This window comes from Kitasatospora albolonga, assembly GCF_039535905.1.
In the GTDB taxonomy this organism is placed as follows: Bacteria; Actinomycetota; Actinomycetes; order Streptomycetales; family Streptomycetaceae; genus Kitasatospora; species Kitasatospora albolonga.
The window spans coordinates 19,940-38,849 of record NZ_BAAAYB010000158.1 but is presented as its reverse complement, the minus strand read 5'-3'; the positions used below and the strand labels follow the sequence as shown (position 1 = coordinate 38,849).

Sequence of the window (18,910 nt, the reverse complement as noted above, 5' to 3'; positions counted from 1 at the left end):
TGAATGGCCGCTGAGAAAACGCCGTATGTACCTTACTGATCATTTCAGAATGAGGTGCGGAGCTTCCTCAGGCAGATGATGCCGCAGGCGAGTTGAAGCAGGCTCAGGTGGAGATCGGCGTGTATCTCGTAGCGGATCCGCAGGCGCTTGAACTGGTGCAGCCAGGCGAAAGTTCGCTCGACCACCCAACGGGTCTTGCCAAGTCCGGAGCCGTGGGCGATGCCGCGCCGGGCGATCCTGGGGGTGATGCCGCGGCGCCGCAGGATGCGGCGGTACTTGTCATAGTCGTAGCCGCGGTCGGCGAAGAGCCTGCGCGGCCGGTGGCGGGGCCGTCCGCGCAGGCCCCGGATGCGCGGGATCGCGTCCAAGAGCGGCAGCAGCTGGGTGACGTCGTGGCGGTTGCCGCCGGTGAGCGTGATGGCGAGCGGGGTGCCGTGCCGATCGACGATCAGATGATGCTTGCTGCCCGGCCGGCCCCGGTCGACCGGCGAAGGTCCGGTGTGAGCCCCCCTTTGAGGGCCCTGACATGCGAGCCGTCGATTGCCGCGTCGTCCATCTCCAGCAGGCCCGCCAACCGCAGTTCGGCGAGCAGTACCTCGTGCAGACGAGGCCACACGCCGGCCCGGGTCCAGTCGCGAAGTCGCCGCCAGGCCGTCACACCACTGCACCCGGTCCGCTCCGCGGGCACGTCCCGCCAGCTCACGCCCTTGCACAGCACGTACACGATGCCGCGAAGCGCGGCACGGTCATCCGCCGGCAGCCGCCCGGGGTAGCGGTGACGGCGCGGCGGACGCGGTGGCAGCAGCGGAGCCACCCGCTCCCAGAGGTCATCAGGCACAAGATCATCCGACACGGGCAGCACTCTGCCGCCCGGCCACCTCAACTGCCAAGCCCTCAAGTCGAACTCATTTTGAAATGATCAGTTAGGGCTGTCCCGTAACTACGGCGTGGTCTTCACGCCTCGGACATGGATGACTCGGTCGGGTTCACCCAGGCTGAGGCGGTTGATCCGACCACGTCCGCGGTCGATGCCCTCGGCCGCGAATCGCTTCTGCAGCCCAGGAGGGGCGAGCGGCGTCTCGAAGCCTTCACTGAGGCCTCGCCCGTTGTCGGCGTACTCGTAGCGGACTGCGTAGACCCTCCCCCCGTGCAACCACTCACAGCGGACCAGGGGCCGCGCAAGAACGGCCTCGAACCAGGTGGCTGTACGGGTCGCCGTGTCCGTGGGGTCGCCGGCAGCGGTGAAGGTGAACTCGGTTGGCGCGTCGGGGAGGGTGAAGGCCTGGTTGTGGAGCGTGTCCGCGCGGACGGCGGTGCCGTCGAAGTGGGCTCCGATGGTCAGTACACCCTGGTTGCGTTCTGGATCGTCGATGTCCAGGTAGGCCAGCAGCTCGCGGTACGGGGTGTACGGGGCTGGCAGCAGGACTGTGCTGAGCGGGTCCACCGGCCAGGCGCTCGCGCGGGTGGCGAGGACGGCCGCGAACTCCTGCTGAGCAGGTGTCAGCTCGTCCGTCTCGTGTTCGAACCAGGGAACTTGTTCCACGGCCGCACTCTACTGGGCGCGGTGTCCGCGCAGGCTGGTGAGAAGGAGGTTGTGGAGTCGGGCGATGCCGAGCACGGCGTGGTGGACGCCGCTGCCCCTGATGACAGAGCGAAGCGGCTCGATGACCCAGCGGCAGATTGGCGGCGCCCTCACCGTGCCCGATCAAGGCACCACGGGTCAAGCAACGTCAACCTTCCACCCAGGCAAGGAGGTTCCACCATGACGATGCCACCGCCACCCCCGGAACGCCCGCCGGGCCCGATGCCACCGGGCCGTCCGAGCACGCCCGGGCGTCCCACCAGGTACTTCACCACCAGAGAGGAGACCCACGCATGAGCGGCAAGCACTGAGACGGCAAGGGCGGCGAAAGCGGTGACAAGCAGCAGTCTCCCAGGGAGTCCGACGGCCAGTGGACCAAGCCCGTCCCACCCGCACCGAGCAAGTAGGCGGATCACCAACCCATGGACAAGTACGCACAGTTGCTTGCCGAGATGACCGCGGCGGGCACTCTGGGCACGGAGTGGCGGAGCGCCTTCGAGCGCGCCCCGCGCTCTGCCTTCCTTCCGAACGCGGTCTGGACTCCGGATCCCGACGAACCGACCGGCTACCGCCGTACGACCCTTGCCGCCGATCCGGAGGGCTGGTGGGCCCTGGCCAACGCCGACGACGTCGTGGTCACCCAGGTGGACGACGGGACCGCCATCGGGCCGGGCGTCGCCACGTCCTCGGCCTCCGTGCCCACCCTCGTCGCCGTGATGCTACGTCACCTGGACGTGGTCGACGGACACACCGTGCTCGACGTCGGGACTGGCACCGGCTGGACGAGTGCCCTGCTCTGCGCCCGGCTCGGCGACCACAACGTCACCACCATCGAGGTGGATCCGAACCTGGCCGCCGAAGCCGCCCACCGGCTGAGGGCAGCGGGCTTCGCGCCGACCTGTGCCGTCGGCGACGGCCTCGCCGGGTGGCCCCTCGACGCGCCGTACGACCGGATCCATTCCACCGCCGCCGTCCAGCGCATCCCGCTCCCCTGGCTCCGGCAGACCCGCCCCGGCGGCGTCATCGTCACACCCTGGGGCACCCCGTACGCCAACGCCGGCCTGCTCCGCCTCACCGTCGGCGCCCCTGACGCCGCCTCACACGGCCGTTTCGTCGACGCCGTCAGCTTCATGTGGATGCGGGCCCACCGTCCCGACGTGCCGACGGCCGCACCCGCCGCGCCCACCGCGCCCACCCATCTCAGCCCCTCCGCCATCGACCCCGACCTCGCCTTGGAGACCGTCCACGCCGCTTTCGCCATCGGCCTTCGCGTGCCCGGAGTCCGCTACCAGCACCGCTGGGACCCTGCCGACCCGAGCACGACGTACCGCATCCAACTCACCGACGCCGCAGGTTCTCTGGCCACCGCCCGCCACCACCGATGGCAGGCGCCCGACGCCGTCCGTCAGTCCGGCCCGCGCCGTCTCTGGGACGAGGTCACGGCAGCCCGCAGTTGGTGGCTCGAGGATGGACGGCCCGACCTCACCCGTTTCGGGGTGACCGTCGACCCGGACGGCACCCAGACCGTCTGGCTGGACGACCCCGACCACCCGGTGACCTGACCCGCGACCGTTCCGTAATCCGGTGGACCCTCAGCGGCGGGCGGGTCACAATCCCGGGGAACCACAACAGAGGGAGCGTGTTTGCACGTGTTCGCGTGTGCCGGGTGCGGCACCGAACTGACGGCGCCGGTGTCCCGGGTCGCCCTGCCCGTCCACACCCACCACGGCGCGTGGGAGGAGCTCCATCCTCCGCTGATGGAACCGGCGACGTACGCCGTCGACCCCTCGCCCACGGGGCCGCCCTGGCGGCTGTGGCAGGACGTCGGAGCCGAAGTGGCGGCCCGTCAGGGAGTGTTCGCCCCGGTGTACTCCGTTTCGTTCGGCGCGCGCGGCAGGATCGTGATCGCGCCCGGTGACTCGAGGTCGGTGGCCCTGATCCCGGAGAGGTGCGAGGGCTACTGCCGGGGAATCGACGGGCGGGACGGCCCGAACCTGGCCTGCGAGGGGTGCGGACGGGCGGTGGCGACCCGGATCGACGACTGCGGTTCGTGGCAGACCGTCTGGCTGGAACCGGACGCGGTCGTCCGCCGCCCCTCGGGGCTCCCGGCCGGCCCGCAGCCCTCCTGGGCGGACCTGGCCCGCGCCGAGCACCGCGTCCCGCCCGTCGATCCCGACGGTTGGTGGAGCCGGCGCTGGGAGGCCGCGATCGGCGTCGCCCTCGCGCACCTGGTGGCGGCCACCGACGGCCGGCCCGTGACCCTGCCCGTCGGCCCGGTCGCCGAGCTGCTCGGCCCCGCCGTGGCCCGATGCCTTCCGGCCGGGCCGGACCCTCTCTCGGTGGGGTTGGCCGGGCCCGGTCTCCCGGAGCCCCGGACCCGCCGGGACGTCCTGCTCGTCCCCCGTCACCCCGGCAGCGGCGAGCCGTGGCGCCCGACTGACCGTCAGGCGGCGGTGGTACCACTGGACAGCGGAATCTGGGCGTACCTCACCGGTCCGGAGGAGACCTCGCCGGTCCCCGTCACGGGAGTGCTCCCGCCGGGCGTCCTGCGCGACGACTACCCACTCGCGCCGCGCCCCTGGCACCCGCTGCGGCCGGACCCCAGGGCCTTCAGCCACACCCTGGTCCGCCTGCCCGCGATCCGCAGCCCCCGGCTGCACCGGTACCGCGACGAGTGACGGCCCGGCCATGGACCGTCGGCCGCGCGGGGCGGACAGGAGTTCACGGCCCCGTTCCGGCGTGAGCAGGTCGGCCGGGACGGAGCGCCAACTCGCCCTCCTCACCGGGGTAGTGGATGCGCCCGGGCGGGCATAGCCGAGGTACTGGTGTCCGCAGCGTGGGCGATCCTTGGGGGAGTCATGACGGGTGACCGTCCCGGTGCGGCCGGCCCGGCCCGCCGCACCTTGCGCCAGAAGATCGCCGCCTGGTTCACGGCCCTGTACCACCACCATCCGGGACTGGTGGTCATCGGCGGCCCGATGCTGCTGCTGACGGCGTTGATCCTGCTGTTCGGTCTGGTCACCGACAACACCCCCAAGCCGTGCCCACCCGGCAAGGTGTGCGACTTCGTCCGCTGAGCTCGAGCTCGGGGTCCCACCGCGCGTCGGGCTCGGTCGTGGGCTCGGTCGTGGGCTCAGTGGTGGGCTCAGTGGTGGGCGAGGACGCAGAACTCGTGCCCCTCGGGGTCGGTGAGGCAGGTCCACGGGACGGCGCCCTGGCCGAGGTCCAGGGCGGAGGCGCCGAGGGCCGCCACCCGGGCGACCTCCTGGGCCTTGTCGTCACCGGGGCCCGGCAGCAGGTCGAGGTGGAGCCGGCCGGGTCCGACCGGCGGGCCGTGGACCCGGCGGAACTCCAGGACGGGGCCGGTTCCTTCGGGCGCGCGGAGAGTCGCGCGGTCGTCGTCCAGCGCGTGCACGGTCCACTCGGTGGCCTCGCCCCAGAAGTGCGCTGCGGCCCGCGGGTCGGTGCTGTCGAGCACCACGGCGGCGATCGGCCCGGTGTCCCGGTCCGCCGTCCGGGGCTCCCGCACGCAGAACTCGTTGCCCTCGACGTCGGCCAGTACGGTCCACGGAACCTCGCCCTGGCCGATGTCGGCACGCGTCGCCCCGAGGGCGAGCAACCGCTCGACCACGGCGGCGTGGTGGGCAGGCGAGGTGGTGGCCAGGTCGAGGTGGGTCCGGTTCTTCGTCGGGGGCTTGGCGTCGGGGACGGGGACGACACAGATGCCGAGGCCGACCGGCTCCGGCCAGACGGACCCGCCCGCAGGGCCGGTGTAGGTGGTGACGCCCGGGCTGTGGACGGGCCAGCCGAGGGCGGCGGCCCAGAAGCGGCCGACCGCCGCGCTGTCGACGGCCTTGACGTTCACGTGGACGGGTCGCAGTGCCATGGAGGCGATCCTAGTGAGGCCGGACAAAACAAGCAGGCATGCTTGATTTGTTCCTGAGGGCCTGTCAGGCTGCTCCGCGTCGGGCAGGGCCAGGCGGCAGGAGGGGGCTCGGGGTGCTGCGGATCGGGAACGCGTCGGGGTTCTACGGGGACCGCTTCGCGGCGGTGCGGGAGATGCTGACCGGCGGGCCGTTGGACGTGCTGACCGGGGACTACCTGGCCGAGCTGACGATGCTGATCCTGGCGCGCGACCGGCTGAAGGACCCGGGCCTCGGCTACGCCCGCACCTTCCTGCGCCAGTTGGAGGAGTGCCTCGGCGAGGCAACCGACCGGAACGTGCGGATCGTGGTGAACGCGGGCGGCCTCAACCCCGCCCGACTCGCCGAGGCGGTGCACGAGTTGGCGGCGAAGCAGGGCATTCCGCTGGCGGTCGGCGTGGTGGAGGGGGACGACGTCCTCGGCCGACCGGGCCTCCCGGCCGGCCTGCTGGCGGCCAACGCCTACCTGGGCGGTCGCGGCATCGCCGAGTGCCTGAAGGCCGGCGCCCAGCTGGTGGTGACGGGCCGCGTCACCGACGCCGCACTGGTGAGCGGCCCCGCCCAGGCCCACTTCGGTTGGGGTGAGGGCGACTTGGACGCGCTGGCCGGCGCGGTCGTGGCCGGGCACGTGCTGGAGTGCGGAGCCCAGGCCACCGGCGGCAACTACGCCTTCTTCGGCGAGCACGAGGTCACCCACCCCGGCTTCCCGATCGCCGAGCTGCACGCCGACGGCTCCAGCGTGATCACCAAGCACCCCGGCACCGGCGGCGCGGTCACCACCGAGACCGTCACCGCCCAGCTGCTGTACGAGACTTCGGGTGCCCGCTACGCCGGTCCGGACGTCACCGCCCGCCTCGACACCGTACGCCTCACCCAGGAGGGACCGGACCGCGTGCGGATCCACGGGGTCAGGGGCGAGGCTCCGCCCCCGACCCTCAAGGTCGGACTCAACCGGCTCGGCGGCTGGCGCAACGAGGTGGTTTTCGTCCTCACCGGCCTGGACATCGAGGCGAAGGCCGAGCTGGTCAGGCGCCAACTCGCGCGCAGCACGGCCGAGCTCGACGCCCGGTGGACGCTCGCCCGGACCGACCACCCCGACGCCGCGACCGAGGAGACCGCCTCCGCGCTGCTACGGCTGACCGTCCGCAGCCGGGACCAGCACGCCGTCGGCCGGGCCCTCACCTCCGCCGCCGTCGAGCTCGGTCTCTCCGGCTACCCCGGCTTCCACGTCACCGCGCCTCCCGGCCCGGCCACTCCGTACGGCGTCTTCGAGAGCGCCCACCTGGAGGCGGCCACCGTCCCGCACACCGCCGTCCTCCCCGACGGCTCCCGGCGCACCATCGAACCACCCTCCACCACCCAGGAGTTGGAGCCCGCCGAGGCACCACCCCTCCCGCCCCCGCCGCCGCGCGGCACGCCCACCCGGCGCGCCCCGCTCGGCCGCGCCTTCGGCGCCCGCAGCGGCGACAAGGGCGGCGACGCCAACCTCGGGGTGTGGGCCCGCACCGAGGCGGGATGGCGCTGGCTGGCACACGAGCTCACCGTCGACCGGCTGCGCGAACTCCTCCCGGAGACCGCCCCCCTGACCGTCCGGCGGCACCTGCTCCCGCACCTGCGCGCCGTCAACTTCGAACTGGTCGGCCTGCTCGGCGAGGGGGTCGCCTCCCAGCACCGCTTCGACCCGCAGGCCAAGGCCCTGGGCGAGTGGCTGCGCGCCCGCCACGTCGACCTCCCGGAGGAGCTGCTGTGACCACGCTGCCCACCCGCCTCGACCCGTCCTCCCCCGAGTTCGCCGAGCACCGCGCCGCGATGCTGGCCAAGCTGGCCGAGCTGGACACCGAGCACGCCAAGGCGCTGGCCGGTGGCGGCCCCAAGTACCTGGAGCGGCACCGGAGTCGGGGCAAGCTCCCGGCCAGGGAGCGGATCGAGCTGCTGCTGGACCCGGGCTCGCCCTTCCTGGAACTGTCGCCGCTCGCCGCCTGGGGCAGCGACTACCCGGTGGGGGCGGCGCTGGTCACCGGGATCGGGGTGGTCGAGGGCACCGAGTGCGTGATCACCGCCAACGACCCGACCGTGCGCGGCGGGGCCAGCAATCCGTGGACCCTGCGCAAGGCGCTGCGGGCCAACGAGATCGCCCTCGCCAACCGCCTTCCGCTGGTCAACCTGGTGGAGTCCGGCGGGGCCGACCTGCCCAGCCAGAAGGAGATCTTCATCCCGGGCGGGGCGCTCTTCCGCGACCTCACCCGCCTCTCCGCCGCCGGGATCCCCACCGTGGCGGTGGTGTTCGGCAACTCCACCGCCGGCGGCGCGTACGTGCCCGGCATGTCCGACCACACCGTGCTGGTCCGCGAGCGGGCCAAGGTCTTCCTCGGCGGGCCGCCGCTGGTGAAGATGGCCACCGGCGAGGAGTCGGACGACGAGTCCCTGGGCGGCGCCGGGATGCACGCCCGCACCTCCGGGCTGGCCGACCACCTGGCCGAGGACGAGCACGACGCGCTGCGCACCGCCCGGCGGATCGTCCGGCGGCTCAACTGGCAGAAGGCGGGCGCCTCGCCCGAGCTCACGGCCGCGCCGCCGAAGTACGACGAGGAGGAGCTGCTCGGGCTGGTCCCGGCCGACCTCAAGGTGCCGTTCGACCCGCGCGAGGTGATCGCCCGGATCGTGGACGGCTCGGACTTCGACGAGTTCAAGCCGCTGTACGGGCCGAGCCTGGTGACCGGCTGGGCCGAGCTGCACGGCTACCCGGTCGGCATCCTCGCCAACGCCCAGGGCGTGCTGTTCAGCCCGGAGTCCCAGAAGGCGGCCCAGTTCATCCAGTTGGCCAACCAGCGGGACATCCCGCTGCTCTTCCTGCACAACACCACCGGCTACATGGTCGGCCAGGCCTACGAGCAGGGCGGCATCATCAAGCACGGCGCGATGATGATCAACGCGGTCTCCAACAGCAAGGTCCCGCACCTGTCCGTGCTGATCGGGGCCTCCTACGGGGCCGGGCACTACGGCATGTGCGGGCGGGCGTACGAGCCGCGGTTCCTGTTCGCCTGGCCGAGCGCCAAGTCGGCGGTCATGGGCCCGCAGCAGCTGGCCGGGGTGCTGTCGATCGTGGCCCGGCAGTCGGCGGCGGCCAAGGGGCAGCCGTACGACGAGGACGCCGACGCGGCGATCCGGGCCATGGTGGAGCAGCAGATCGAGGCGGAGTCGCTGCCGGTCTTCCTCTCCGGGCGGCTCTACGACGACGGGGTGATCGACCCCAGGGACACCCGCACCGTACTCGGAATCTGCCTCTCCGCGATCCACAGCGCCCCGGTGGAGGGCGCGCGCGGCTACGGCGTCTTCCGGATGTAGGCAGCTACCGGACACCAGAACAGAGGGACTGACGGATGATCACATCGGTACTGGTCGCCAACCGCGGCGAGATCGCCCGCCGGGTCTTCCGCACCTGCCGGGCGCTCGGCATCGCCACCGTCGCCGTGCACTCGGACCCCGACGCGGACGCCCCGCACGTGCGGGAGGCCGACGCGGCCGTGCGGCTGCCCGGCGCCACGGCGGCGGAGACCTACCTGCGCGGCGAGCTGCTGGTGAAGGCCGCGCTGACGGCCGGGGCGGACGCCGTCCACCCCGGGTACGGATTCCTGTCCGAGAGCGCCGAGTTCGCCCGCGCCGTGCTGGACGCGGGGCTGGTCTGGATCGGGCCACCGCCGGAGTCGATCGCCGCGATGGGCTCCAAGACGGCGGCCAAGCGGCTGATGGCCGCGGCCGGGGTGCCGGTGCTCGCCGCCCCGGCCGAGCCGACCGAGGCGGACCTTCCGCTGCTGGTCAAGGCGGCGGCGGGCGGCGGCGGGCGCGGCATGCGGGTGGTGCGCCGGCTGGCGGACCTGCCGGGCGAGTTGGCGGCCGCGCGGGCGGAGGCGGGGCGGGCCTTCGGGGACGAGGAGGTGTTCTGCGAACCGTACCTGCCCGACGGTCGGCACGTGGAGGTGCAGCTGCTCGCCGACGGGCACGGCACCGTGTGGGCGGTCGGCGACCGCGACTGCTCGCTCCAGCGCCGCCACCAGAAGGTGATCGAGGAGGCCCCGGCGCCGGGCCTGTCCGACGCGCTGCGCTCCGAGCTGCACCGCGCGGCGGTCGCGGCCGCCCGGGCGATCGGCTACCGGGGCGCCGGGACGGCCGAGTTCCTGCTCGGACCGGACGGCCGCTGCTGGTTCCTGGAGATGAACACCCGCCTCCAGGTGGAACACCCGGTCACCGAATGCGTCACCGGTCTCGACCTGGTGGCCTGGCAGTTGCGGATCGCCGAGGGCGCCGCCCTGCCGCCGGAGCCGCCGGCCACCCGTGGCCACGCGATCGAGGCCCGGCTCTACGCGGAGGACGCCGAGCAGGACTGGCGGCCGCGCACCGGACGGCTGCACCGGCTCGAAGTGCCGGGCGTCAGCGTGGAGTTCGAGGTGTCACCGGCCGAGAGCGGGCTCCGCCTGGACTCCGGGGTGGACGGCGGGGCCGGCGGCGGTACCGAGATCGGCCCGCACTACGACCCGATGCTGGCCAAGCTCATCGCCTGGGCACCGACCCGGGACGAGGCGGCCCGGCTGCTCGCCGCCGCGCTGGACCGGGCCCGGATCCACGGGCCGGGCAGCAACCGCGCGCTGCTCACCGCCGCGCTTCGCCACCCCGCCTTCCTCGCGGGCGAGTTGCACACCGGCTTCCTGGCCGCCCACGACCTGACGGGCCACCGGCCCGACCAGGCCCTGGCCGCCCTGGTGGCCGCCCTGGCCGGCGCCGGTGCCGGCCCGTTCCCGCCCGGCTGGCGCAACCTCAGCTCGCAGCCGCAGCAGCGCCGGTACCACTCGGAGGACGGCACCGAGCACCTGGTCCGCTTCCGGCTGGACCGCTCCGGCCTGCACGCCGAGGGCTTCGCCGACCTCGAACTCCTGTCCCGCGCACCGGAGTCGGTGAGCCTGCGGATCGCCGGGGTCACGCGGAGCTGGCAGCTGGCCCGGTACGGGGACCAGCTGTACCTGGACGGGCCGACCGGCGCCGTCGCGCTCACCGAACTCCCCCTGCTGCCCGAGCCGGTGGCCACCCACGCCCCCGGCGCCCTGCTCGCCCCGATGCCCGGCACCGTCACCCGCACCGGCGCCGAGCCCGGTGAACGCGTCACCGCCGGGCAGCCGCTGCTCTGGCTGGAGGCGATGAAGATGGAGCACCGGATCAGCGCGCCCGCCGACGGCGTGCTGGCCGAACTCCGCGTCGCCGTCGGCCAGCAGGTCGAGCCCGGCACCCTGCTCGCCGTGGTCGAGAGCTGACCCACCCACCCGACTGTCCCCGCACGGAAGGACCACCCTCATGTCCGCGTCCGCACCGCTGCCCAGCACCGTCGAACCCGAGGAACACCAGGCCCTGCGCCGGGCGGTGGGCGACCTCGCCCGCAGCTTCGGCCCCGAGTACTTCCGCCGCAAGGCGCGGGCCGGCGAGCCGGTCGAGGAGCTCTGGGCGGCGGCGGGCAAGGCCGGCTACCTGGGCGTCAACCTGCCCGTCGAGTACGGCGGCGGGGGCGGCGGTATCGCCGAACTCGCCATCGTCCTTGAGGAGTTGGGTGCCGCCGGCGCCCCCTTGCTGATGATGATCGTCTCCCCGGCGATCTGCGGCACCGTGATAGCCCGCTACGGCACTCCGGAGCAGCGGGACCGCTGGCTGCCCGGCCTGGCCGACGGCACCCGGCTGATGGCCTTCGGGATCACCGAACCGGACGCCGGCTCCAACTCCCACCGGATCACCACCACCGCCCGCCGGGACGGCGGCGACTGGCTGCTGACCGGCCGCAAGGTCTTCATCTCCGGTGTGGACCAGGCGGACGCCGTGCTCTTCGTCGCCCGCACCGAGGACGCCCGGACGGGGCGGCTGAAGCCCGCGCTGTTCATCGTTCCGCGCGACACCCCAGGCTTCGAGTACCGGGCGATCCCGATGGAACTCGTCACCGCCGAGCGGCAGTTCCAGGTTTTCCTGGACGACGTCCGGCTGCCGGCCGACGCCCTGGTCGGCGCCGAGGACGCCGGACTCGACCAGCTCTTCGCCGGCCTCAACCCGGAGCGGGTGATGACCGCCGCCTTTGCCCTCGGCCTGGCCCGCCAGGCCCTGGACATCGCCACCGACTACGCCCGCACCCGCACCGTCTGGGACGCCCCGATCGGCGCCCACCAGGCCGTCGCCCACCCGCTGGCCCAGTGCGCGATCGAGATCGAACTGGCCCGCCTGATGACCTCCCGGGCCGCCCAGCTCTACGACCTCGGCCACCACCAGGCAGCCGGCGAGGCCGCCAACATGGCCAAGTACGCCGCCGCCGAAGCCGCCTGCCACACCGTCGACCAGGCCGTCCACACCCTCGGCGGCAACGGCCTCACCCAGGAGTACGGCCTCGCCTCCCTCCTCACCGCCACCCGCGTCGCCCGGATCGCCCCGGTCAGCCGCGAGATGATCCTCAACTACGTCTCCCAGCACACCCTGGGCCTCCCGCGCTCCTACTGATCCGCCGCCAGGGGTGCCCTCGGCCCGGCCGGAGGCACCCCTCAGCGGTCGTAGCGGTGCACCGTGGGCCACCCCGGGCAGGCCCTGCAGACGAACACGTAGAGCCCGCCGAGACCACCCAGCTCCATGCCGTGCCCGTCGTCCTCCGCATCCCCCTGTTCCCAGCCCGACCCCGGCCGGGTGCGCTCCTCCACCGGCAGCCAGCGCCCGCAGGACTCGCTCGACGAGACGGTCAGCAGGTGGTCGGTGGGCCGTCCGCAGCCGCAGACCGGCCAGTTGGGGCGCTGGTTCCAGCCCGGGTAGCCGCCGACCTTGCTCTGGCGGGTGGTGTAGGCGTCCCAGTAGTCGATGCCGTGGTCCACCAGCAGCCGGTCGCTCCAGGCCGCCACCCGGTCCAGCAGATCGTCGGGGAGGTCGTACCCGGGGTACTCGACGGCCTCGGTCGGGTGCACGACGCACGGCAGCGGGACGTACTCCTCGTCGTACTCGTGGGGCTCGGGTGCCGTCTCCAGCAACGGACCCGATGCCACCTCGGCCGCCACGCGCCAGTACAGCACCGGCACCGGGCACCACTGGTCCTGCTCGGAGTGGAGCAGCGGGCACCAGAGCACCTGGAGCAGATCGGCCCCGGCCGGGTACTCCAGCGCCGGGACGTCCCGGGCGTGCAGCTGGAGCACCGGCACCAGGGCGACCGGCTCGGGGCCGACCACGGCGCAGCCGCGCTCCGGGTTCTGGTGGTCCGGGGCGGCGCAGTGCGGCCACGGTTCGTCGGCCGGCCAGAGCAGGGGGCCGCCGAGCGAGCTGTCCGCGCGGTCGGGCCGGCCGGTGCCGGAGCGGGGGTAGAGCAGGGTGGTGGTGCGGGCGAGCGGGAGCAGCTCGGGAAGGTGTTCGGCCGGGTCCAGCGGCGGGGGCGGGACGGTGAAGCGCATCGGGGTCCTCTCGGGAATCGCGCGCAGCGTAGCGTCCTCGCAGGACACGGGGTCGAACAGGGGTCAGAGGGGGCGGATCATCACCAGGCGGGGCCAGCGGTCCAGGCCGTGGGCGGCCTCCTCGGCGCGGATGGCGCGCTGACCAGGGGTCAGGTCGGCGTCGGGGACGGGGTGGAAGCCGCAGCGGGTGTAGTAGGGGGCGTTCCAGGGGACCTCGGTGAAGGTGGTGAGGGTGAGGGCGGGGAGGCCCTCGGTGGTGGCGCGGGCGGCGGCGTGCTCGATCAGGGCGCGGCCGAGGCCGCGGCGGGCGTGCGAGGGGTGGACGGAGACCTGTTCCACGTGCAGGTTGCCGTCCACGTGCTCGGCGAGCAGGTAGGCGACCGGCCGGTCGTCCTCGGGGTCGGTGGCGACCCAGGCCAGGCCGGCGGCCCGGTACCGTTCCAGCCGGTCGAGCGGGAACGGTTCGTCGGAGGCCACCTCGTCCATCCCGACGTCGGCGAAGAGACGGCCCGCGGCCACCTCGATCTCCTGGAGCAGGGGCAGTTCCTCGGGGCGGGCGTCTCTGATCGGCATGACCGCATTCTGGCTGGTGGGGCACCGTCAGGGCGAAGGCATTTGCCCGCCGCCGGGCCCTGCCCCGAAGATCGGACCGTGTCCGACACCACGCCCGACCTCGACGACTACGCCGCCCTGTGGACCACCGACCGCGACCACTGGCAGTTGGAGCGCGCCGGGAGCGGCTACCTCCCGCTCAGCAAGGGCGCGAACCCGTACTACCTGGTGACCTGTCACGAGGAGCTGGCGGAGCGGATCGTGGCCCGGATGCTGGCCGCCGGCGTCGAGGTGGTGGACCCGTGACCGGCCCGTTCAGCGCGTGGCGGGGTCGTCCCGCTCGCGCAGTTCGTGGATGACGTTGACGAAGGCGCGGATCCGGGCGTTCTCGGCGGCGGTCAGCCAGAGCAGGCCGTAGTCGATGGTCGGTGCGTCGCTGAAGGGGACGAAGACCACGCCCGGTCGGGTGTAGTAGGCCGCGCCGCGGGCCGCCACCACCGAGACGCCGCTGCCGACGCTGATGTGCGCCAGCACCTCCTGCCAGTAGGTGATGGGTGCGCCGTGCGGGATCGGCCGCCCGGACGGGGTGCGTGTCGGGTAGTGGTGCTCCAGCCAGTGGTCCGGGATGTTCCCGGCCATCGGGAGCAGCACGGTGTCCGCGAGGTCCTCCAGGGAGATGCTCGCGCGCCCCGCGAAGGGGTGGGAGGCCGGGACCATCAGCGCCCGGGGCTCGGAGAAGACCAGCGGACCGACGGTGATGTCCGGCTCGCGGACCGGGAGTTCGGTGAGCTGGAGGTCGAGTTCGCCCGCGCGCAGCGGCCCGTACGGGTCCCCGAGCTGGGCCTCCCGGATCCGCACCTCGCAGTCCGGGTACCGGGAGCGGAACACCTCGGCGGCCCGGACCACCAGGTCGCCGCACCAGAGCGCGGAGTACCCGACGCCGAGCGTCCCGGTGATCCCGCGCGCCGCGACGATCGCCTGTGCCAGCCCGGCCCCGATCTGCTCGTAGGCCGGCCGCAGGTCGTCGCGCAGCCGCACGCCGAGCGCGGTGAGCCGGACGTCCCGGCTGGTCCGCTCGAACAGCGGGGCCCCGACCTGCCGTTCGAGCTTCTTGATGGTCTGGCTGATGCGTCCGGTGCTGACGCGCAGCCGCTCGGCGGTCCGGCCGAAGTGCAACTCCTCCGCCAGCGTCAGGAACGCCTCCAGCTCCATTCTCTCCAGCACTGCTCCCCCTCCGTCCGACGATCCGTCAGGGAACGCTAGCCGCTGGGCCTCCGGCCCCGTTGAGCGGGGCTAAACGGTCATGGCGGGGATCGTCGTTGATCGTCCCGGCCGCGACCCGACAGGCTGGGGACCGCCCCGCGGCGCCGCCGACTCCTCCGGCGCCGCACACCCCCACCCACCCTTCCGGGAGCGCGCCCATGCGACTGACCGTGACCACCTTCGTCTCCCTCGACGGCGTCCTGCAGAGCCCCGGCGGGCCCCAGGAGGACCCCTCCGACGGGTTCGGGCTCGGCGGCTGGCTGGTGCCGTACGTCGACGAGGGCTTCGGCGGGATCGCCGGCCCCTGGTTCGACGACGCCGACGCCTTCCTGCTCGGCCGCCGGACCCACCAGCTGATGGCGGCGCACTGGCCGCTGGTCACCGACCCGGCCGACACCGCCGCGACCAAGCTCAACTCCCTGCCCAAGTACGTCCCGTCCACCACCGGGCAGGTCGCCGACTGGGCCGGGACCCAGGTCCTCACCGGTGATCTGGCGGCCGAGGTGACGGCCCTCAAGCAGCTGCCGGGCCGGGCCCTCCAGGTGCACGGCAGCGGGCGGCTGGTCCGGTCGCTGCTGGCCCACGACCTGGTGGACGAACTGCGGCTGCTCACCTTCCCCGTGGTGCTCGGCCGCGGCAAGCGCCTCTTCGAGCCCGGCACCGTCCCGGCCGCCTGGCGCCTCACCGACGTCCGCTCCACCCCCGCCGGGGTGATCGGCCACACCTACGCCTTCGCGGGCCGCCCCGCCGCCGGTGACATCGGCATCGACGCGGACGGCCGCGAAGAACTCCTCTCCGTCTCCTCCTGAAAGGCCCCACCGCACCGTGCGCACTCTCACCGCAGGCTTCTTCGTCTCCCTGGACGGCGTCGTGGAAGCCCCCTACACCTGGCACTTCCCCTACCTGAGCGACCAGGTCACCGAGGCCGTCATGGGGATGACGGCCAAGGCCGACGCCATGCTCTTCGGCCGCCACACCTACCAGGAGTTCGCCTCCCACTGGACCGCCCAGCCGGACGACGACCCACTGGCCTCGCACCTCAACTCCATCGCCAAGTACGTCGCTTCGACCACCCTGGAGAAGGCCGACTGGCAGAACACCACCTTGCTGGGCCCCGAGGGCCTGGCCGGGCGGATCACCGAGCTGAAGCAGCGGACCGGCGGCGACATCGCGGTCTCGGGCAGTGCCACCCTGGTGCGCTGGCTGCTCGCCAACGAACTGCTGGACGAACTCACCCTGCTGGTCCACCCGGTGGTGCTCGGCACCGGGGCCCGCCTCTTCGAGGGCACCCTGCCGCGCCGGGCCCTGACCCTGGCCCGCTCGGCCACCCTCGACAACGGCACCCTCCACCTCACCTACCGCACCACCTGAGCCGCGGGTCAGGCCCTCACCGGCTCCAGGCGCAGCGTCCGGCTCCGCCACGGCACCGGCTCGGCCGGGCCGAACCAGAGCCGGACGTCCTCGCCGGTGCGCACGGGCAGGCGGGGGAAGTCGTTCTCCGCGTGCTCGGTGCGGTGCAGGGCGTGGCCCGGCCCCAAGTGCCGTTCGGCGTAGGCGTCGAAGGCGGTCGCGTCGGTGGGGTGGCAGACGGTCGCGAGCACCTCACCGGCGCCCGGCGCGGGTGCGAAGCCGGGGCCGCGCAGCAGCAGCACGTCGTCGCTGTCGAGCATCGTGGCGTTGGCCTCCTCACGGTGCTCCTGCCAGACCGGGCCGGTGTAGAAGGCCTCCAGCGCGCGCCGACGGTGCGCCATGTCGGGGAACGCGCGCATCCAGACGAAGCGGTCCGGGTCGTCCAGGTCGCGGAAGCGCCCGCCGACGGCGATGCCCACCGCCTGCTGACCGGTCACGAACTCGCGCTCGAACAGCTCGATCAGCGCCTCCCGGGCGCCGGGGCGCAGGGTGTACTGCCGGAGTTCGACGATGCTCACGCCTCGGCCCGCCCGGTGCGGGTGAAGTCCATGGTCCAGTTGGGCTCCCAGGTGCGACCGTCGTCGGTGGAGAACTCCTGCTCCCAGCGGGCCTCGTCCGTGCCGAGCCGGTGCCAGGCGAAGTGGACGCGGATCGGACGGCCGTCGTAGGCGTCCTCGCCGTGGAAGTCGCCGCGGGCACCGGTGAAACCGCCGACCACCGGCGGGTCCAACCGGCCCGTGCGGCTGTCGGACCAGAAGATCGACCACCGTCCGGCCTCCCGGTCGAACAGCCGCAGGGTCACGCCCTGCCGGCCGAGGGTGGGGAAGGTGATCTCCTCGATGTTGCCGGCGCCGTCGAACAGCGGCCGGACCACCGCGTGTCCGGGGAACTCCTCCCAGGTGCCGGAGGCCGGGTCGAGGGGTGCGGTGAGACGGCGGTTGGCCACGTCCCAGGAGCCGTGCAGGAAGTCGAAGTCGTCCATGCGCCGCAGGTTAGGGCCGGTCCGCTGACATCCTCTGTCAGTGGAGGGGCGGAGACTGTGCGGCATGCGTGCGAGCCGCCTGGTGACCCTCCTGCTCCTGCTCCAGAACCGGGGCCGGATGACGGCCCGTCAGCTGGCCGAGGAGCTGGAGGTCTCCGTCCGCACGGTCTACCGGGACGTCGAGGCGCTCGGCGCCGCCGGCATCCCACTGTACGGTGCGGCCGGGCACGCGGGCGGCTACCGACTGGTCGACGGTTACCGCACCAGGCTCACCGGACTGACCGCGGACGAGGCGCAGGCCGCGTTCCTCACCGCGCTCCCCGGCGCCGCCGCCGAACTCGGCCTCGGCGAGGCGCTCGCCACCGCCGAGCTCAAGCTGCGCGCCGCCCTCCCGGCCGAGCTGCACGCGTACGCCGAGCGGGTCAGGGAGCGCTTCCTGCTCGACGCCCCCGGCTGGTACCGCGACGCCGACGACACGCCCCACCTGGTCGCGGTCGCCGCCGCGGTGTGGGCACGGCGGGCGGTGCTGCTGCGGTACCGGCGCTGGCGGGCTCCGGAGGAGATCGAGCGGCGGGTTGAGCCGTACGGGCTGGTCCTCAAGGCCGGCCGCTGGTACCTGGTGGCCGGCGGGCCCTCCGGGATCCGCACCTACCGGGTCGACCAGGTCCTCGACCTGCGGCCGCTGGAGGAGTTCACCGTCCCGGACGGGTTCGACCTGGCCGGGTACTGGCGCGGCTACCTGGCCGACTTCCGGGCGCGGCTGCACACCGGGGAGGCCCTGGTGCGGCTCACCCAGCAGGGCGCCCGCCGGCTCGGCGTGCCGTCCTCGGGCGACGGCTGGACGGAGGCCCGGGTGCCCATCGAGTCGATCGACCGCGCCCACGGGGAGTTCCTCCGGCTGGGCACCGACGTCGAGGTCCTGGCACCGGCCGAGCTCCGGGACCGCATCGCCGGGACGGTGCGCACCCTGACCACCCGTTACGGGGGCTGACCAGGCAGGGAGTGGACGGGCGGGCGCGGGATTAATGCGGTGCGCGGGGCGCGGTCAGCCCCTACGGTGTGCGCCATGACCGCCAGCGCCGCCTCCGCCCACCCGTATCCGCCGCTCAACCTGCGGGTGACCACGCCCCGCCTCGAACTCCGGGGAGCCACCGACGAGTTGCTGGAGCAGCTGCTCCCGGTGGTCCGCGCCGGCGTCGCCGACGAGCCGCCGTACCCCTTCGACGACCCGATGTCCCTCTACCTGGACGGACCGGACCGCGAGTGGGCCTGGATGCGGGGCATCTGGAACGGCCGCGCCCAGGTCAACGAGAACTTCTGGCGGCTGTACTTCGTGGTCGTCGTCGACGGCGAGGCCGTCGGCATGCAGGACGTGTTCGGAACCGACTTCGCCACCTTCGGCACGGTCGGCACCTTCTCCTGGCTGGGCCCGCAGGCCCGGGGCAGGGGCCTCGGCAAGGAGATGCGCCAGGCCGTCCTGCACCTCGCCTTCGAAGGCCTCGGCGCCCAGGAGGCCACCAGCGAGGCCTTCTTCGACAACCTCGCCTCCAACCACGTCTCCGAGGCCCTCGGCTACACGCCCAACGGCACCGGCTGGGCCACCCGCCTCCTCGAACCGGCCGCCCTCCACCGCTGGCGCCTCACCCGCGACCGGTGGACCGCCCACCGCCGCCCCGACATCACCCTCGCGGGCGTCGAAGCCTGCCTCCCCGTCCTCGGCATCACCTCCTGACTTCCGTTTCCGGAA

General features: G+C 73.3%; 20 protein-coding genes. 12 read left to right on the top strand and 8 right to left on the bottom strand.

The features are described from left to right. Positions 1-44 precede the first annotated feature (44 nt). A protein-coding gene (locus tag ABD946_RS41135) for an IS5 family transposase (protein ID WP_345290840.1) occupies positions 45-853 on the bottom strand; the annotation gives its coding sequence in 2 pieces (ribosomal slippage) (positions 45-514 and positions 514-853; 810 coding nt in all). A gap of 87 nt (positions 854-940) precedes the next feature. Beyond that, entirely contained in the window at positions 941-1,543 is a 603-nt protein-coding gene (locus ABD946_RS41130) for a hypothetical protein (protein ID WP_345290839.1), read from the bottom strand. 461 nt (positions 1,544-2,004) lie between these two features. Here ABD946_RS41130 and ABD946_RS41125 point away from each other — a divergent pair, with 461 nt between their 5' ends. The 3 genes from ABD946_RS41125 to ABD946_RS41115 all read left to right on the top strand — a co-directional run bounded on the left by ABD946_RS41125 (position 2,005) and on the right by ABD946_RS41115 (position 4,659). Then, complete coding sequence (locus ABD946_RS41125) at positions 2,005-3,144, top strand: methyltransferase domain-containing protein (protein WP_345290838.1); 1,140 nt, start codon at positions 2,005-2,007, stop codon at positions 3,142-3,144. Positions 3,145-3,225: 81 nt separating this feature from the next. Further along, positions 3,226-4,260, top strand: coding sequence for a hypothetical protein (locus tag ABD946_RS41120; RefSeq protein ID WP_345290837.1), 1,035 nt, complete (start codon positions 3,226-3,228; stop codon positions 4,258-4,260). Between the two features lie 180 nt (positions 4,261-4,440). Next, on the top strand, positions 4,441-4,659 hold the full coding sequence (locus ABD946_RS41115) for a hypothetical protein (protein ID WP_345290836.1): 219 nt from the start codon (positions 4,441-4,443) through the stop codon (positions 4,657-4,659). A gap of 68 nt (positions 4,660-4,727) precedes the next feature. Here ABD946_RS41115 and ABD946_RS41110 read toward each other — a convergent pair whose 3' ends face one another. Continuing rightward, positions 4,728-5,468: a VOC family protein gene (locus tag ABD946_RS41110; protein ID WP_345290835.1), complete on the bottom strand. Its 741-nt coding sequence runs from the start codon at positions 5,466-5,468 to the stop codon at positions 4,728-4,730. A gap of 113 nt (positions 5,469-5,581) precedes the next feature. Here ABD946_RS41110 and ABD946_RS41105 point away from each other — a divergent pair, with 113 nt between their 5' ends. Genes ABD946_RS41105 through ABD946_RS41090 form a run of 4 tightly spaced genes read left to right on the top strand, consistent with a single transcriptional unit; the run spans position 5,582 to position 12,027 of the window. Next, positions 5,582-7,255, top strand: a complete 1,674-nt coding sequence (locus tag ABD946_RS41105; RefSeq protein ID WP_345290834.1) for an acyclic terpene utilization AtuA family protein — start codon at positions 5,582-5,584, stop codon at positions 7,253-7,255. After that, the gene (locus ABD946_RS41100) at positions 7,252-8,850 is read left to right on the top strand and encodes an acyl-CoA carboxylase subunit beta (protein WP_345290833.1); all 1,599 of its coding nucleotides are present in this window, start codon (positions 7,252-7,254) and stop codon (positions 8,848-8,850) included. The genes ABD946_RS41105 and ABD946_RS41100 overlap by 4 nt, the downstream gene beginning before the upstream one ends. A gap of 35 nt (positions 8,851-8,885) precedes the next feature. Further along, positions 8,886-10,808, top strand: coding sequence for an acetyl/propionyl/methylcrotonyl-CoA carboxylase subunit alpha (locus tag ABD946_RS41095; protein ID WP_345290832.1), 1,923 nt, complete (start codon positions 8,886-8,888; stop codon positions 10,806-10,808). 40 nt (positions 10,809-10,848) lie between these two features. Next, positions 10,849-12,027 carry an acyl-CoA dehydrogenase family protein gene (locus ABD946_RS41090; protein ID WP_345290831.1) on the top strand — a complete coding sequence of 393 codons (1,179 nt, stop codon included), beginning with the start codon at positions 10,849-10,851 and terminating at the stop codon, positions 12,025-12,027. 41 nt (positions 12,028-12,068) lie between these two features. Here the strand turns inward: ABD946_RS41090 and ABD946_RS41085 are convergent, their stop codons facing one another. Continuing rightward, entirely contained in the window at positions 12,069-12,956 is an 888-nt protein-coding gene (locus ABD946_RS41085; RefSeq protein WP_345290830.1) for a hypothetical protein, read from the bottom strand. A gap of 63 nt (positions 12,957-13,019) precedes the next feature. Beyond that, positions 13,020-13,529 (bottom strand): GNAT family N-acetyltransferase, encoded by a 510-nt coding sequence (locus tag ABD946_RS41080; protein WP_345290829.1) that lies wholly within the window; start codon positions 13,527-13,529, stop codon positions 13,020-13,022. A 78-nt stretch (positions 13,530-13,607) separates the two neighbouring features. Between ABD946_RS41080 and ABD946_RS41075 the strand changes: the two genes are divergently transcribed. Continuing rightward, positions 13,608-13,814, top strand: a complete 207-nt coding sequence (locus ABD946_RS41075; protein WP_345290828.1) for a hypothetical protein — start codon at positions 13,608-13,610, stop codon at positions 13,812-13,814. A 9-nt stretch (positions 13,815-13,823) separates the two neighbouring features. Here the strand turns inward: ABD946_RS41075 and ABD946_RS41070 are convergent, their stop codons facing one another. Continuing rightward, a complete protein-coding gene (locus tag ABD946_RS41070; protein ID WP_345290827.1) occupies positions 13,824-14,732 on the bottom strand; it encodes a LysR family transcriptional regulator in 909 nt (302 codons plus the stop codon). A gap of 197 nt (positions 14,733-14,929) precedes the next feature. Between ABD946_RS41070 and ABD946_RS41065 the strand changes: the two genes are divergently transcribed. Continuing rightward, on the top strand, positions 14,930-15,580 hold the full coding sequence (locus tag ABD946_RS41065; RefSeq protein ID WP_345290826.1) for a dihydrofolate reductase family protein: 651 nt from the start codon (positions 14,930-14,932) through the stop codon (positions 15,578-15,580). Between the two features lie 16 nt (positions 15,581-15,596). Then, positions 15,597-16,142: a dihydrofolate reductase family protein gene (locus tag ABD946_RS41060; protein ID WP_345290825.1), complete on the top strand. Its 546-nt coding sequence runs from the start codon at positions 15,597-15,599 to the stop codon at positions 16,140-16,142. Between the two features lie 8 nt (positions 16,143-16,150). Here ABD946_RS41060 and ABD946_RS41055 read toward each other — a convergent pair whose 3' ends face one another. After that, the gene (locus ABD946_RS41055; protein WP_345290824.1) at positions 16,151-16,699 is read right to left on the bottom strand and encodes an NIPSNAP family protein; all 549 of its coding nucleotides are present in this window, start codon (positions 16,697-16,699) and stop codon (positions 16,151-16,153) included. Continuing rightward, the gene (locus ABD946_RS41050; protein WP_345290823.1) at positions 16,696-17,163 is read right to left on the bottom strand and encodes a hypothetical protein; all 468 of its coding nucleotides are present in this window, start codon (positions 17,161-17,163) and stop codon (positions 16,696-16,698) included. The genes ABD946_RS41055 and ABD946_RS41050 overlap by 4 nt, the downstream gene beginning before the upstream one ends. 64 nt (positions 17,164-17,227) lie before the next feature. Between ABD946_RS41050 and ABD946_RS41045 the strand changes: the two genes are divergently transcribed. Beyond that, complete coding sequence (locus ABD946_RS41045; protein WP_345290822.1) at positions 17,228-18,154, top strand: helix-turn-helix transcriptional regulator; 927 nt, start codon at positions 17,228-17,230, stop codon at positions 18,152-18,154. 75 nt (positions 18,155-18,229) lie between these two features. Then, positions 18,230-18,895 carry a GNAT family N-acetyltransferase gene (locus ABD946_RS41040; RefSeq protein ID WP_345290821.1) on the top strand — a complete coding sequence of 222 codons (666 nt, stop codon included), beginning with the start codon at positions 18,230-18,232 and terminating at the stop codon, positions 18,893-18,895. Positions 18,896-18,910 lie beyond the last annotated feature (15 nt).

Bases quoted from the DNA above. Each gene is read 5' to 3' on its own strand.
- ABD946_RS41125 (WP_345290838.1), top strand. From the start codon at position 2,005: ATGGACAAGTACGCACAGTTGCTTGCCGAGATGACCGCGGCGGGCACT.
- ABD946_RS41115 (WP_345290836.1), top strand. From the start codon at position 4,441: ATGACGGGTGACCGTCCCGGTGCGGCCGGCCCGGCCCGCCGCACCTTG.
- ABD946_RS41110 (WP_345290835.1), bottom strand. From the start codon at position 5,468: ATGGCACTGCGACCCGTCCACGTGAACGTCAAGGCCGTCGACAGCGCG.
- ABD946_RS41095 (WP_345290832.1), top strand. From the start codon at position 8,886: ATGATCACATCGGTACTGGTCGCCAACCGCGGCGAGATCGCCCGCCGG.
- ABD946_RS41090 (WP_345290831.1), top strand. From the start codon at position 10,849: ATGTCCGCGTCCGCACCGCTGCCCAGCACCGTCGAACCCGAGGAACAC.
- ABD946_RS41085 (WP_345290830.1), bottom strand. From the start codon at position 12,956: ATGCGCTTCACCGTCCCGCCCCCGCCGCTGGACCCGGCCGAACACCTT.
- ABD946_RS41080 (WP_345290829.1), bottom strand. From the start codon at position 13,529: ATGCCGATCAGAGACGCCCGCCCCGAGGAACTGCCCCTGCTCCAGGAG.
- ABD946_RS41065 (WP_345290826.1), top strand. From the start codon at position 14,930: ATGCGACTGACCGTGACCACCTTCGTCTCCCTCGACGGCGTCCTGCAG.
- ABD946_RS41050 (WP_345290823.1), bottom strand. From the start codon at position 17,163: ATGGACGACTTCGACTTCCTGCACGGCTCCTGGGACGTGGCCAACCGC.
- ABD946_RS41045 (WP_345290822.1), top strand. From the start codon at position 17,228: ATGCGTGCGAGCCGCCTGGTGACCCTCCTGCTCCTGCTCCAGAACCGG.
- ABD946_RS41040 (WP_345290821.1), top strand. From the start codon at position 18,230: ATGACCGCCAGCGCCGCCTCCGCCCACCCGTATCCGCCGCTCAACCTG.